The sequence below is a fragment of the Paraburkholderia sp. OAS925 genome, from assembly GCF_040543975.1.
In the GTDB taxonomy this organism is placed as follows: Bacteria; Pseudomonadota; Gammaproteobacteria; order Burkholderiales; family Burkholderiaceae; genus Paraburkholderia; species Paraburkholderia graminis.
In genome coordinates this window covers 810,618-824,739 of the sequence record NZ_JBEUNO010000002.1, presented here as the reverse complement: position 1 = coordinate 824,739, position 14,122 = coordinate 810,618, and the positions used below count along the sequence as shown (strand labels likewise).

General features: G+C 62.8%; 15 protein-coding genes. 4 read left to right on the top strand and 11 right to left on the bottom strand.

Annotation, left to right across the window (positions count from 1 at the left end):
* Window positions 1–3 precede the first annotated feature (3 nt).
* Complete coding sequence (hpnH, locus tag ABIE53_RS22555) at window positions 4–1,158, bottom strand: adenosyl-hopene transferase HpnH (protein ID WP_006047438.1); 1,155 nt, start codon at window positions 1,156–1,158, stop codon at window positions 4–6.
* Window positions 1,159–1,168: 10 nt separating this feature from the next.
* Window positions 1,169–2,113 (bottom strand): 4-hydroxy-3-methylbut-2-enyl diphosphate reductase, encoded by a 945-nt coding sequence (ispH, locus tag ABIE53_RS22550; RefSeq protein WP_006047437.1) that lies wholly within the window; start codon window positions 2,111–2,113, stop codon window positions 1,169–1,171.
* A gap of 341 nt (window positions 2,114–2,454) precedes the next feature.
* Between ispH and ABIE53_RS22545 the strand changes: the two genes are divergently transcribed.
* A complete protein-coding gene (locus ABIE53_RS22545) occupies window positions 2,455–3,636 on the top strand; it encodes a glycosyltransferase (protein WP_006047436.1) in 1,182 nt (393 codons plus the stop codon).
* Window positions 3,637–3,717: 81 nt separating this feature from the next.
* Here ABIE53_RS22545 and ABIE53_RS22540 read toward each other — a convergent pair whose 3' ends face one another.
* Both ABIE53_RS22540 and hpnA read right to left on the bottom strand, forming a co-directional pair.
* Complete coding sequence (locus tag ABIE53_RS22540; RefSeq protein WP_192699537.1) at window positions 3,718–4,260, bottom strand: hypothetical protein; 543 nt, start codon at window positions 4,258–4,260, stop codon at window positions 3,718–3,720.
* Window positions 4,261–4,353: 93 nt separating this feature from the next.
* Window positions 4,354–5,364, bottom strand: a complete 1,011-nt coding sequence (gene hpnA / locus ABIE53_RS22535) for a hopanoid-associated sugar epimerase (protein WP_192699538.1) — start codon at window positions 5,362–5,364, stop codon at window positions 4,354–4,356.
* 125 nt (window positions 5,365–5,489) lie between these two features.
* Here hpnA and ABIE53_RS22530 point away from each other — a divergent pair, with 125 nt between their 5' ends.
* The gene (locus ABIE53_RS22530) at window positions 5,490–5,783 is read left to right on the top strand and encodes an acylphosphatase (RefSeq protein ID WP_006047433.1); all 294 of its coding nucleotides are present in this window, start codon (window positions 5,490–5,492) and stop codon (window positions 5,781–5,783) included.
* A 132-nt stretch (window positions 5,784–5,915) separates the two neighbouring features.
* Here the strand turns inward: ABIE53_RS22530 and egtD are convergent, their stop codons facing one another.
* Window positions 5,916–6,896: an L-histidine N(alpha)-methyltransferase gene (egtD, locus tag ABIE53_RS22525; protein ID WP_006047432.1), complete on the bottom strand. Its 981-nt coding sequence runs from the start codon at window positions 6,894–6,896 to the stop codon at window positions 5,916–5,918.
* Window positions 6,897–7,363: 467 nt separating this feature from the next.
* Here egtD and rarD point away from each other — a divergent pair, with 467 nt between their 5' ends.
* Window positions 7,364–8,254 carry an EamA family transporter RarD gene (rarD, locus tag ABIE53_RS22520; RefSeq protein WP_006047431.1) on the top strand — a complete coding sequence of 297 codons (891 nt, stop codon included), beginning with the start codon at window positions 7,364–7,366 and terminating at the stop codon, window positions 8,252–8,254.
* A gap of 49 nt (window positions 8,255–8,303) precedes the next feature.
* On the opposite strand, the gene ABIE53_RS22515 is transcribed toward rarD, so the two are convergent.
* Window positions 8,304–8,843: an Mpo1 family 2-hydroxy fatty acid dioxygenase gene (locus ABIE53_RS22515; RefSeq protein WP_006047430.1), complete on the bottom strand. Its 540-nt coding sequence runs from the start codon at window positions 8,841–8,843 to the stop codon at window positions 8,304–8,306.
* 110 nt (window positions 8,844–8,953) lie between these two features.
* Here ABIE53_RS22515 and ABIE53_RS22510 point away from each other — a divergent pair, with 110 nt between their 5' ends.
* Window positions 8,954–9,667 (top strand): Crp/Fnr family transcriptional regulator, encoded by a 714-nt coding sequence (locus ABIE53_RS22510; RefSeq protein ID WP_192699539.1) that lies wholly within the window; start codon window positions 8,954–8,956, stop codon window positions 9,665–9,667.
* 184 nt (window positions 9,668–9,851) lie between these two features.
* On the opposite strand, the gene ABIE53_RS22505 is transcribed toward ABIE53_RS22510, so the two are convergent.
* The 5 genes from ABIE53_RS22505 to ABIE53_RS22485 form a co-directional block, all read right to left on the bottom strand.
* A complete protein-coding gene (locus tag ABIE53_RS22505; protein ID WP_114157847.1) occupies window positions 9,852–10,244 on the bottom strand; it encodes a hypothetical protein in 393 nt (130 codons plus the stop codon).
* A 182-nt stretch (window positions 10,245–10,426) separates the two neighbouring features.
* On the bottom strand, window positions 10,427–10,687 hold the full coding sequence (locus ABIE53_RS22500) for a hypothetical protein (protein ID WP_006047427.1): 261 nt from the start codon (window positions 10,685–10,687) through the stop codon (window positions 10,427–10,429).
* Window positions 10,680–11,429, bottom strand: coding sequence for a DNA/RNA non-specific endonuclease (locus tag ABIE53_RS22495; RefSeq protein ID WP_053859779.1), 750 nt, complete (start codon window positions 11,427–11,429; stop codon window positions 10,680–10,682). Before ABIE53_RS22495 ends, ABIE53_RS22500 begins: the two co-directional genes overlap by 8 nt.
* Window positions 11,430–11,744: 315 nt before the next feature.
* Entirely contained in the window at window positions 11,745–12,104 is a 360-nt protein-coding gene (locus ABIE53_RS22490; protein ID WP_006047386.1) for a DUF3564 domain-containing protein, read from the bottom strand.
* Window positions 12,105–12,294: 190 nt separating this feature from the next.
* Entirely contained in the window at window positions 12,295–14,010 is a 1,716-nt protein-coding gene (locus ABIE53_RS22485) for an acid phosphatase (RefSeq protein WP_192699540.1), read from the bottom strand.
* Between the last annotated feature and the right edge of the window lie 112 nt (window positions 14,011–14,122).

Below are 14,122 nucleotides of genomic sequence, written 5' to 3'. Positions count from 1 at the left end.
CGCTCAGTGCGCAGCCGTAGCCGTCTGCACCTTCTTGCCCTTGCCCGCCACCTTGATCTCTTCCAGCTTGATCTCGACGTGGCGCGAGAACACGTACTCGGCCGGGCGCTGCTTGTCCAAAGGAATGTCTTTGGTGAAAGCACCGCTCGTCTTCGGGCCGCGCAAGCTCACCTTGAGCGCCTTCAGCGGATGCGCAACCGTATCCATCACGGCCGTCGCTTCGAAACCGCAGTGGACCATGCAGTCGGCGCACTTTTCGTAGTTGCCCGTGCCGTACTTGTCCCAGTCCGTGGTTTCCATCAATTCCTTGAAGGTCTTCACGTAGCCTTCGCCGACCAGGTAGCACGGCTTCTGCCAGCCGAACACCGTGCGCGCCGGGTTGCCCCACGGCGTGCATTCGTACGTCTGGTTGCCGGCGAGGAAGTCGAGGAACATGGCCGACTGGCTGAACGACCAGTTCTTGCCGTTGTTGCCGCGCTTGAAAATCTCGCGGAACAGATGCTTGGTCTTGTCGCGGTTCAGGAAGTGCTGCTGATCCGGCGCGCGCTCATACGCATAGCCCGGCGACACGGTGATGCCGTCCACGCCCATCGGCCCGACCGTGTCGAAGAACGCGGCCACGCGCTCCGGCACGGCGTCGTTGAACAGCGTGCAGTTGATGTTGACGCGGAAACCGCGGCGCTTCGCTTCCTTGATGGCCGCGACCGCCTTGTCGTACACGCCGTCTTGCGACACCGAATGGTCATGCATCTGCTGATCGCCATCCAGGTGAACCGACCAGACGAAGTACGGATTCGGCTCGTAGTCGTCCATCTTCTTTTCCATCAGCAGCGCGTTCGTGCACAGGTACACGAACTTCTTGCGCGCGATGATGCCCTTGACGATCTGCGGCATTTCCTTGTGCAGGAGCGGCTCGCCGCCTGCAATCGACACCACCGGCGCGCCGCATTCGTCGACTGCGCCAAGACATTCTTCCAGCGACAGACGCTGATTCAGGATGGGGTCCGGATAATCGATCTTGCCGCAGCCATTGCAGGCGAGATTGCAGCGGAACAGCGGCTCCAGCATCAGTGCGAGCGGGTAGCGTTTGTTGCCGGAAAGGTGCTGACGCATGATGTATGCGCCGACCCGGACTTTCTGTAGCAGCGGAATAGACAAGACGTCCTCCTTAAACTTCGCGTGCCGCGAGTGGTTGCATCAGCTTCGATGGCAACTTGAATTCGACTTTCTCTTCACGGCCCGCCATTGTCGTGACGTCGACGGGCCCCATTGCGCTCAGCGCATCAATTACGTTCTTGACCATTTCTTCCGGCGCTGAAGCACCGGCGGTGATGCCGATGGTCTGCGCATTCGCAAACCATTCCTGCTTCACCTCCGAACCGTCGGCGACGAGATAGCTCGCCACGCCGCTTTCGCTGCCGATTTCGCGCAGCCGGTTCGAGTTCGAGCTATTGGTTGCGCCCACCACCAGCAATACGTCGACCTGCTTGCTCAACTCGCGCACCGCGGCCTGGCGGTTTTGTGTCGCGTAGCAGATGTCGCGCGTGTCCGGCCCGACGATGTCGTTAAACCGGCGCAGCAGCGCGTCGATAATGCCGCGCGTGTCGTCCACCGACAGCGTGGTTTGCGTGACATAGGCGAGCGGCGTATCGACCGGCAGGTTCAGATGCTCGACCTCGGCTTCGCTCTGCACCAGCAGGACCTTGCCCGGAATCTGGCCGATCGTGCCTTCCACTTCCGGATGCCCGGCATGGCCGATCAGGATCAGCGTGCGCCCGGCGGCCACATATTGGCGCCCCTGCACGTGAACCTTGGTGACGAGCGGGCAGGTCGCGTCCAGCACGTCGAGCCCGCGCGCTTCCGCGTCGCGTTCGACCGTTTGGGCGACGCCATGCGCGCTGAAAATCGCCACGGCGCCTTGGGGCACTTCATCGAGTTCTTCGACGAAACGCGCGCCTTTCTGGCGCAGATTGTCGACCACGTGGCGATTGTGGACAATTTCGTGGCGCACGTACACGGGCGCGCCGTGCTGCTGCAGCGCCCGATCGACAATCTCGATTGCACGAACAACGCCCGCGCAAAAGCCGCGGGGTTGGGCAAGGATGACTCGCATATGTTGGCGGACTCCGACTGACGCGGGTTTCGAAGAAGCCGGAAATTCTGACTTTATCGCCGCGACCATCTAATTAGTTAGCGTCTTGAGCTCCGGCGACGTGCCGGGTACAGCAAAACCAAACGCGCATTCTAACGCTATCAGGCCAGCTTTGCTTTGGCGGCCCCGCCACAGTGTTGGGCGCACGCGGCACTTTCAATCGGCGCGCCGATAATTCGGGCGGCAATAATTGCACGCTGCATCGCTTTGGCGGAACCCTTAAACTACGTCGTCCCGTGGAGCGCTTCGCGCCCACATTAAAAATGATTGCGACGCTTGCTGGAAATCGAGGGTAACGCTTAATGGGCCTGGTGGCGGTAATTCTGTTTTTTCTCTCCTGTTTGTCCCTGCTGATTTGGGCCGTGCTGCTGTTCGCTCGCGGCGGCTTCTGGCGCGCGCGGCCGGCCGCGCCGCTCACGCCCGCGCCGCGCGACGCGTGGCCCGCGGTGGCCGCCGTGGTGCCCGCCCGCAATGAAGTCGACGTCATTGCCGAGGCCGTCACGACGCTGCTGGAGCAGGACTACCCCGGCGAGTTTCACGTGATCGTCGTCGACGATCACAGCACCGACGGCACCGCCGACGCCGCGCGCGCGGCGGCATTGCAGCTGCAATGCCCGGACCGCCTGACCGTGCTGAGCGCGAAGCCGTTGCCGCCGGGCTGGTCGGGCAAGGTGTGGGCGCAGTCGCAAGGCATCGAGGCGGTACGCACGCTCGGCCTGCCGGCGGATTTTCTGCTGCTGACCGACGCCGATATCGGTCATCCGCCCGACGCCGTCACGCAACTCGTGACCCGCGCCGACGTCGAAAGCCGCGATCTCGTCTCGCTGATGGTCCGCCTGCGCTGCGATTCGTTCTGGGAGAAGGCGCTGATTCCGGCCTTCGTGTTCTTCTTCGCGAAGCTGTACCCGTTCGCGTGGGTCAATAACCCGCGTAATCGCACGGCGGCTGCGGCGGGCGGCTGCATGCTCGTGCGCCGCAGCGCGCTCGAGGAAGCGGGCGGCATCGAATCGATCCGCGCGGAATTGATCGACGATTGCAGTCTGGCCGCGCGCATCAAGCATCGCGGCGCGGGGCGTCATGCAATCCGGCTCGACGTGGCGGCGCGCAGCGTGTCGCTGCGTCCTTACGACAGTTGGCGCGACATCTGGAACATGATTGCGCGCACAGCGTTCACGCAACTGCATTATTCGCCGGTGTTGCTTGCGGGCACGCTCGCCGGCATGACGGTCATCTACCTCGTGCCGCCCGTCGCCGCGCTGGTGCTCGGGCCGACCGGCTGGCCCGCATGGCTCGCCTGGGCGGCCATGTGCTGCGCGTATGCGCCGATGCTCAGCTATTACCGTCGCTCGCCCCTGTGGGCGCCGTTTCTGCCGCTCATCGCGCTGTTTTATGTCGGCGCGACGTTCGCGTCGGCGGTGCGCTACTGGCGCGGGAAAGGCGGGCAATGGAAGGCGCGGGTTCAGGCGCCGGTGCAGGAACGTTGAGATGGGTGCGGCCCGCATCGGGCCGCACGAAGCAGTGCAGGGCGGTAACGAAAAAGCGGCGCACAAGCGCCGCTTCGTCATTTAGCCCTTCGTGAGCAGCATATAAAGCTGAATCACCATATCCGGCGAAAAAGTGAACGGCACCCAACCGTGACCGGTATGGCGCATGACCAGCAGACGGTCGCCGTTCGACTGCTTCTGCACGGCCATGACCGGATTCTTCGTCGACACGAAACGCCAGCCCGGCGGAATGCCTGGCGGCGGCTCCGGCGTCATCGACGCGCGCGCGTTCGACAGTTCCTCGATCAGTTGTCCGATCTGCTCGGCACGCAGCGCGACGGTCTGACCGCCGATCGTCATGGTGATTTCGTTCTGCGCCGGACGATTGATTTCGAGCGTGGGCGGAACCGGCTCTGCGGCGGCTTCGTTCACCGCAACATCAACTTCCGCGTCAACCGCTTCTGCTTGCGCTTCGTGCGCTACGGACGCAGCCTGCTCCACCACCTCATGCGCGGCGTTCTCGTTGCGTGTCCTGGGGATATTCTCGGCCGGCGGGGCCACGACAGCCTGAATGAGCTGATCGACGCCCACTTCCAGCGCGCCGAGCTGTTCGTGAAGATTCATGCGAGGTTTCTCTGGTAAGACCCACGATTTTAACTGCTGCGCGCAGGCTTTTACCTTTCGCAACCACAGCGACGTTGTAACAAAATGCTTGCGCTACGGCTTCAGATAGCCGGCCTGCCGGAACCATTCGAGCGCATCGCTCAAACCCTCGCGATACGGTCGGGCTCGATAACCGAGTTCGCGCTCGGCCTTCGCGGAACTGAAATACATTTTGTTCTTCGACATCTTCAGTCCGTCGACGGTCACGAACGGTTCGCGCTTCGTGAACCTGGCGACGGCTTCCGCGCCCACGGCAAGCGGATAAAGCGGCCAGCGCGGCAAGCTGATGGTGGGCGCCTTGCGGCCGGTCAGCGCCGCGATGTCCGCGAGCATCTGCTGAAGCGGCAGATTTTCGCCGCCGAGAATATAGCGTTCGCCGATCTTGCCGCGTTCGAGCGCGAGAAAGTGGCCTGCGGCGACATCGTCGACGTGCACGAGGTTCAGGCCGGTGTCCACGAAAGCGGGAATCTTGCCGAGCGCCGCCTCGACGATGATGCGGCCGGTCGGCGTCGGCTTCACGTCGCGCGGACCGATCGGCGTGGACGGATTGACGATGACCGCCGGCAGCCCGTCTTCGGCGATCATGCGCTCGACCGCGCGCTCGGCCAGCACCTTGCTGCGCTTATACACGCCGATGGCCTGATCGGCTTTGAGCGGCGAGGTTTCGTCCGCGGAATTGCCGGAGTTGGTCACCTTGAGCGTCGCCACGCTGCTCGTGTACACGATGCGTTCGACGCCTTCCTTCAACGCCGCGCGCATGGTGGCCTCGGTGCCTTCCAGATTCGAGCGCTCGATCTCGCTCGGGTCAGGCGCCCACAGCCGGTAATCCGCGGCGACGTGCAGCAGGTAGCGCACGCCGCGCAGCGCGTTGCGCATCGACGCTTCGTCTCGCATATCGCCGACGACGATTTCCGCGTCGAGCGCTTCGACGTTTTGCCGTGGACTGGTGGCGCGCACCAGCACGCGCACTTTGAAGCCCTTCTGTTGCGCGATGCGCGCCACCGACGACCCGACGAAGCCGGATGCGCCGGTCACGAGCACGAGATCGCGATTCTGTTCGGTCATTCTGTTTCCGTTTCCTGCGTGACAGTCGGGGGATTGTACGTGGCGCGCGCGGCCGCTGTCGCCCAAGCAGGGTCGCCGCGACCCGACTAGAATGCCGGCTTGAAAGATTGTGAGGAGAGAACGGCATGGCCCCGGATCTGGATGAGCGGATCGAAACGTATTACGTGCGCGTGCGCGGCACTGTGCAGGGCGTCGGCTTTCGTCACGCGACGGTGCGCCAGGCGCACGCGCTCGGCATCAAGGGATGGGTGGCGAATCTCGAGGACGGCTCCGTCGAAGCCATGTTGCAGGGCGCGGCGAATCAGGTCGACCGGATGCTGTCGTGGCTGCGGCATGGGCCGCCGGCTGCGCGCGTGACCGAAGTGAGCGGCGAAGAACGCGCGACGGAAAAACGCTATGAGCGTTTCGAGCAGCATTGAGCGGTAAGAGGCTCAACCGCGGCGCCGTCTGACGCAAAAAACGGCGCGCGATTTTTAGCATCGCGCGCCGCTTCGACTGGCTGCGTTGAAAAATCCGCAGCGTTATGAAAAGCCTTAAGCGCCCAGCCTGGCCTAGCGCGCCACCAACAGGCTCTCCGCGAATCCCCACTCGTTTTCCACCCACTGATGGCTGCACGCAAAGCCCGCGTCGTCGGCGATCGCAGGCATTTCGTCGGCGCGATATTTGTGGCTGCTTTCGGTCCAGATCGTCTCGCCTGCCTTTAGCGTGACGGTGAGCTTCGCGGCCGCGATATGCGCGCTCACGTCGCGTTTCGCGCGCAAATGCATTTCGATGCTGCGCGCGTCCGGATTGAAACGCGCGACGTGCTCGAACGCGTCGAGCGGAAAATCGCCGCCCAGTTCGCGATTGATGCGCGCGAGCAGATTCAGGTTGAACGACGCCGTCACGCCGATTGCGTCGTCGTAAGCGGCAATCAATGTGGGCGTCGGCTTGATGAGATCGGTGCCGAGCAGAAGCGCATCGCCGGGCGCAAGCATGTTGCGGATGTCGCGCAGAAAACGCGTCGCCGCAAGCCGGCCGAAATTGCCGATCGTACTGCCGAGGAACAGCACGAGTAGCCGCTCGTCGGCCGCGCGCTTCTTGCTGACTTCCGCGAGACCGGCCAGATAATCGCGTTCGTAACCGACAATCGAAATACGCTCGATGTCGCCAAGTTCGCGCCTGCACAACTGCAACGCGCTGCGCGAAATTTCAATCGGGCAGTAAGAAGTGGGGCGCTTTTTACACAGCGCTTCAAGAATGCGCCGCGTTTTGCGGCCGCTTCCGCTGCCCAGTTCCGCGACCGTCACATCATGTGGCAGATGCTCGACGATGTCCGCCGCATGCTTCGCGAGCAGCCGTTCTTCCGCGCGCGTCACGCCGTATTCGGGCAACACGGTGATCACTTCGAACAACGCGGAGCCGACTTCGTCGTACAGATATTTGGAGGGCAACTCTTTCTGCGGCGAATGGGTGAGGCCGGCGCGGACGTCGGCGGCGAAAGCTGAGCGTAGATCTGGCGATGCGTCGTGCGAGATGGCTGGCTGGGTCATGCTGGCTCCAGTAGTCACATTCGGTTTGCGGGATTCGTGGCGGGACGCCGGCACGCGTGCGAGTATGCGATGCGTGCTGCGAAGGAAGCAGGTCCGGCAAAGCCGGCCCGGCTCGTGGATGTTGCAAACGCCGCAGGATGATCCCGAAGCAAGTTTCGCGCTTGAGCGACGGAGTGCTGCGTTGCGGATGCAGACGCGCGGGCGTTGCCGCCCGCGCGCGTGAAGTTATGTTCTAGTTCATCGACGCGAGATGTGCACGGATTAATTTGCCGCTGCAACGCGAAAAAGTGCAGAACGCGCGCAACGATCCCGCGGATGCCACGTCGATAATCCGGCTAGAATGCCCGGCTTGCATCGTCAGATCAAAAAGCAAAAAAGCGGCACGTAAGCGCTGCCGCTCACCGACTTTCACATCGAATGACAACAACTATAGCGATGCGCCGCCATGCCGCGCGACGGGCCGCGCAATGAACGCCTATTCGCCGAAGCGCGGCATTGCCTTATCGATTAGCGCCTGTGCGATGTTCGCGTTGCTGTCGGCTTACGCGACGCTGCTCGCGCCGCTTAGCGGCCTCGACATTTTCGCGTGGCGTATCGTGTGGACCGTGCCTGGCGCGTTGTTGCTCGTCGCGTTGCGCAAACGCATGCCGATTCTGCGGCAGCTTCTTTACCGGATGGTGACGCAACCCACGCTCGGCCTCGCGATGATCGCGGCCGCCGCGCTGCTCGGCGCGCAGCTGTGGGTCTTTCTGTGGGCGCCGCTGCATGGGCGCATGCTCGAAGTATCGCTCGGCTATTTCCTCTTGCCGCTCGTGATGGTGCTGGTTGGGCGCTTCTACTATCGCGAGCGCCTCGACGGCTTGCAGTGGGCCGCGGTCGTCAGCGCGGCCGTCGGCGTCGGTCACGAATTGTGGGTGACGGGCGCATTCTCGTGGCCGACGCTGCTGGTCGCGCTCGGCTATCCGCCGTACTTCGTGTTGCGCCGCAAAATCCAATACGATTCGCTTGCGGTGTTCACCGTCGAAATGATCTTGTTGCTGCCGGCCGCGGTCGCGTTTGTCGTCAGCGGAGGATCGTTGCCGCTTATCTCCGGGCGCATCGACATGTGGTTGCTGCTGCTGCCGGGGCTTGGCCTGCTGAGCACGCTCGCGTTGGCTTCGTATCTGACGGCAAGCCGTCTGTTGCCGGTCGCGTTGTTTGGGATTCTCGGCTACGTGGAGCCGGTGTTGCTGGTGCTGGTGTCGATCACGCTGCTCGGCGAAACGTTGAGCGCCGCGCAACTGGCCACGTATGTGCCGATATGGATCGCCGTCGCGCTGACGGCGCTGCATAGCATGCGGTTCTTGCGCTTCGGCTGAAAGATTAAAAGACTGAAGCCGCACGGTTCATGAGGCAAGGCGGCGCGTGTTATCGGTGTGCCGCGGCGCGGTCTTCGTTGATGCGCGTCGGCCCCACCTCGCGTTCTATCGCCTCACGCAATGCAGGCCGCCAGCCGATGCCGAACAGCGCTTCGGCCAACACAAACAGCGGCCCGATCAGGAGGCCAATTACATCGTCGATAAAAGCCGGCTTGCGATGCTCGTAGGCAACGTGCCCGATAAACTGAAACACCCAGCCGATCACGAAGAGCCCAACACCCGTTGCGAGCCAGGCCAACGTGGACTGCGCGGCGATCCACTCGCCGAATGCGATGCACAGCGCGGACACCACGGCCATCATCAAACCGAGCGGCACGTCGAGCACGAGGTAATAGAGCGTGGCCGCGACGAACAACAGCCACGCCGGCGATAACGCGAACGGCCACCCGCCCGGCACAAACGACGGACGGCTCAGCAGCACCGCCAACGCCAGCACGATCAGCGGAATGCCGATGAAATGCGTGGCGATGTTGCGCCGGTCGCGATGGTAAGCCGCATACTGCGTAAGCTGTTGCGTCAGCGTTCTCATGGATGCCGCTCCTCGGTCAAAGTCAGCATAATCGCGGCGATCGAAATTTGAAACCATCGGGTAGCCGACAATCGACAATCGGCAGTCCGCACTGGCGCGATTCATATTCAATGACCGAAGCTCTTTCTCCCACTCAGCTTGCCACGCGGCTCGCACGCAGCGCATGGTTTCGCTCGGCGCCGGCCGCGTTGCAGACGCAATTGATCGACGGCGGGCGAATTGAGCGCCTCGCTGCCGGCGAGCGTCTTTTCACGCGCGGCGATGCCGACGACGGCCTCTATTGCGTGCTAAGCGGTCTGATGCGGATCGGCGCCGCGAGTGTGAGCGGAAAGGAAGCGCTGCTTGCTGTCATCGAGCCAGTGAACTGGTTCGGCGAGATCGCGCTGTTCGATAATCGTCCGCGAACGCACGACGCGTATGCCGAGCGCGAAACCGAACTGTTTCATGTGCCGCGCGCCGCACTCGCCGCGCTGCTCGAACGCACGCCGGCCTATTGGCACACGTTCGGCTTGCTGCTCACGCAAAAGCTGCGTCTCGCCTTCGATGCAATAGAAGAAGCCGCGTTGCTGCCGGCCGCGCAACGCGTCGCGCGGCGCTTGCTGCTGATGGCGGGCGGCTATGGCGACGCGGGCGTTATGCGGCGTGTTATCGGCGTGCCGCAGGAAGATCTCGCGATGATGCTCGCGCTGTCGCGGCAAACGATCAATCAGGTGCTGAAGCAGTTTGAAACGCAGGGCGCGTTGAGGCTTGGCTACGCCGAAATAGAAATCGTCGATGCACGCAGGCTTGCCGAGTTTGCGCAGTCGAACGCGAAACAGGATTAATGGCATGCGCGCATGTGCAGGCATAGCGCGATTGCCACACAACCATTGCCCCGCTGAAAAACGCCATGAAAAAAGGGCGAATCATACGATTCGCCCCTCCCTGAACGGCTTCGCCCGGCTTCGATTATCTGCTTCTAGCTTTTAATACATGCGTGGCCGGTGCGCGCAGAAAACCGTACACGTGTTATTGCGTTTTGGTCGTGCCGGTCTTTGCGCCGTCGGCGTTCACCGGCGCGGTGCTGGTCTGCTGCGTGCCGTCCGTTTTCGTTTTCGCTTTCGCAGCGCTCGAATCGGCCGGCGTCTTCTTCACGGCTTTATGCTTCTTCGTGACGTGCTTCGAGGACGTCTTCACATGCGACTTCGCGGTCGTTGCAGTCGTTGCCGAAGGCGCTTTGGCCGTGGCCGCGCTGTCGTCCGACGCGCCGGTTTGCACGGCGGTGCTCGCCTTCAGATTCGCCTGGCCGGCGGGCTGCGTTTGCGCGGGCTGCGCGGATTGAGACGCTGCGGGTGCCGCCGTTTGAGCGAAAGCGGTCGACACGAGCAGAGCGGAAGCGAGAGCGGCGAAAAGCGTCTTCATGGTTTTGACTCCTTGTTGAACCGGTGGATTCCTGTTTGGATTCCTGATCGCGGCTGAATTGTTCAGCGCTGCCGGTTTAACGCAGTCCGGAAGACAGCAGTTGACGATGCTCTGGTGACAAAAAGTAACTGCGACGCAGTCGCGGAAACATATCGGCATGCGACTACGCTGCGCTTTAGACGTTACTGAAACGGGTTATCGACGACGCCCGGCTTCGCGTCTGGTTCCTCTTTCACTTTCGCGGGCAGCGCCGGCTGCGCCTGCAACGCCGCCACGATCGCATCCACCGCCTGCTTCAATGCGAGCGCGGCCTTCAGCCCGCGCTGATCTTGCGTGAGTTCGAGCGTGCCGTTGAGTACGACGCGCGTCGTGCCGTTGCTCACGGTCATGGCGTCGCCCTGGATGTTGAGCACGTCGTCGTCGTTCGAATAGGGTTTAAACACCTTTGAGTCCTCCCGGTCGCTGATCTTTGAGGTTCTCCGGAATGCCCGGAAAGCGGATGCCCGATACTGCCTCGAGTTCGTGAATCGTCCTGATGTCATAGCGGTTCGTGGATACATTGTCGACCACGACCGCGAACGCGAGTTGCCGCGAAGGCACATAGACCACCTTGAACAACTGCGTCGGCACGAACACGCGCGAGGAGCCGATAGTCTGCAACTGCTGTCCGCTGAACATCGGGCCTGTCACGACGTAAGTGTCGTCATACGCCATCGCGATTTTACGCACCGACGTTTCGATGCGCGCCCACAAGCGCTGATTGTTCTCGCGATTTTGCGGCACCACGTTGGCAAGCGAAAACGATTGTGCCATCGCGTCCCGATTCCAGCGATTGCCCGCGGGGCTCATATGCCCGCGGTCGAAGCCGCTGCGCTTGTAGTCGGCGAGCGTCGCGCCTTCGCCGTCGGGCAAGCGCGCGTCTTCGAAGAACTTGTTGGTGCGCACCATGTCTTTCGCGGCTTCGATATGGTCGCGCGTCAGATGTTCCGCGGACCACAACGGACCATGCGTGATACCGGAATGCATGACGGCGAAATCGCTATAGCAAAGCATGCGCGCTTTGGGCGCCATCTTCTGATTCGTCAGAACGGGCCATTGCGCATTCGGTGTGAACTGGGTACAGGAAGGCGCTGCATTCGCGTGAGCGGCAAACGCGACGAGCAGACAGGCGAACCACTTCTTCATGTGTCGAACGGTGGAGAGGGAAGGGGCGCAAAGTATAGCGTCGCGCGCACGCATGAGGCGATGTAATGCGATTCGCGCGGGCAAAAAAAATGGGCCGCCTTGCAGCGACCCGAATGCGTGGATTTCCAACTCTACGCACGCAAACTTAAGGCCGGCTTAAGGGCATGCATCGCGGAAACGCGTTTGGTGCGCTCGCACTCATATCGCGCTCACATCATGCTCACTTCGCGCCAGCGCGCGGACAAAAAAATTCCACGCGCGAGCCTCAACGACCCGCGCGTGGAATTTCGACCGAGCAGAAGAACGACGCGAGAATTAATTGCCGAACACGCTATTTTCAGCGTGCACGTCTTGACGATCGACCGCTTGCAAACGCCAGAAGCCGCTCGTCGGCGCGCGGTTGTGCATCGCGGTCCAGGCCGCGTCGCCTTGCGCCGCGCTCACACGCTGCTTTCGGTCGACATGCAAGCCGCGTAGCGTGCAAAGCGGCGCGTCGTTACTCGGCGCGCACAGTGTCGTCACGCCGTCTTCGTCGTGCAGTTCGCCCCACGGGGGCAGATCGATCCCTTGATGCGCTTCCCTCGACCACCGGTGCTGGTCGGTGTCGAGCCATAGAACAGCGTAGTCGTGACTGACGGTGGGATCGGAACCGTTGATAAGGATAGTCAGGCGCATATCAGTTCCGTGCAAAGTGCCAAGAATTGCTTTAACAGTCTATGTCGCGGCACCGGTTATTCAAGGCGAAGCTATGAGTTTCGGCGTTAAAAAGCGACGCCGAAGCCCGCGCGGAAACACGCCTGGATGGACGCGCAAACGCCCGCCTGCGACACGAACGCGCAGCTCGCGCGCGCGTCCTTCGACGAGCTCACGCGAGGTCCAGCGGCGCCGTCAAATCGCCAGGCGGCACAAGGCCGTTACGGGCGAACGCGCGATCGCGCGCAACGACGCCATCGAGCGGCGCGAGTCCGTGCACGCGGCTGATGAGCCGAAGAATCGAATTCGTGTCGTACACGGTGTGATCGACGTAGCCCTTTCTGGCAAGCGGCGAAATCACCAGCGCGGGAATCCGCGAGCCCGGCCCCCACCGGTCTCCCTTCGGCGGCGCGACCGGGTCCCACCAGCCGCCGTTTTCATCGACGGTGACGATCACGACCGTATTGGCCCACTGTGGACCGCGCTGAATATGCTCGATGACGCGCGCGATGTGCCGGTCGCCCGACTCGACGTCCGCGTAACCGGCGTGCATATTCAGATCGCCTTGCGGCTTGTAGAACGTGACGGCGGGCAGACGCCCCGCGTCGATGTCGGCGATCAGACGGTTCGTCGACGGCTCGCTGCCGAGGCCCGCATCGCGGAGATATTTGCGCCGCGCCGCCGTGCCCGGCGCGTAGTTGGCAAAGTAGTTGAACGGCTGATGGTGATACTGGAAGTCGGGCACCGCGCCCGTGTCCTGATGCTCCAGCGCGTATTGCCACGCGCCGCTGTACCACGCCCAATCCACGCCTTTGTCCGAGAGACGGTCGCCGATCGTCGCGTAATGCTGCGGCGGCAGCACGCGCGGATTCGACGCGTCCGCGAACGCCGGGTCGCCGCCTTCCGCCGGGCGCACGTTGCTCGGCTGATACGGCGGCGACATGGTGTTGACCGCGTAGCCGTCGGCGGTGAAAGCGCCGTCGTTGACGTATTTCGGCGGACCGTCCAATGCCGATGCCGGCGAGTCGGGCGCGGGCTTCAGCCGCACGCCGGTCGGATCGTCGCCTTCGACCACCGACACCATTTTCTTCGCCGGGCTGTTATGGATGTCCGGATAGAACGGCGCCTGCGCCGAAATCAGAAAGATGTGGTTCAGCCACGAGCCGCCGAACGCGGCCATGAAGAAGTTATCGCACAGCGTGTATTGCTGCGCGAGACTCCAGAGCTTGAGTGTATCGGCGGAATTGCGGTAATGGCCCATGACGAGGCCGCCCGAATCGCCCCACGCGGCGAACTGGTTGTTGCGCCCCGCGTTGATCTGCATCTGGTTCTGATAGAAGCGATGCACGAGGTCGCGCGTGATCACACCTGTGGGCAGCGGCGCGCCTTGCGCGTCGGTGAGATGAAAAGGCCCGTTGCGCAGATTGCCGAGGTCCTTCTGGCCGATCATGTAGCGCTTGCCGTCCACTTCCTGGGCTTGCGGAACGAGGCCGCCCCAGATGGCCGGCAGGCGCGGCAACGGCGTCTTGCCGTCGCGGTCGAGTTGCAGATAGCGCTCGGCGGCGACGGCGTCGAGTGGATGCTGGATGCCTGGAAAATTGCCGTAGAGATTGGCGAAACTGCGGTTCTCCGCGTAGATCACCACGATCTGTTTGACCTGGTCGCGCAGTGCGGCATCGAGCCGTATATCCGCCGCGCTGCGCGGGCCGGCGGCGCTCGCCATCTCTTCGGTCTTGCAGCCGCTCAGCGCGAGCCCGATGCCGACGGCGGCGAGGCCCGTCAGTACACGGCGGCGCTCGGGATTGAGAGGGTCGTCCGCGACGTTGGCGGGGTGATCGGCGCTGTCGGCGCTATTGGAGTTCGGCGGCGAGGAGTCGTGGTCTGTCATCGGTCGGTTCCCAGGTGGGCGTGGCGAGCGTCAAATGCGGCTCGGGGCGGCGCGCAAGACGCCGGCGAAAGCTACGATCGTGCTGATGGTGCGGCGGGGGTTTGCAGCTAAG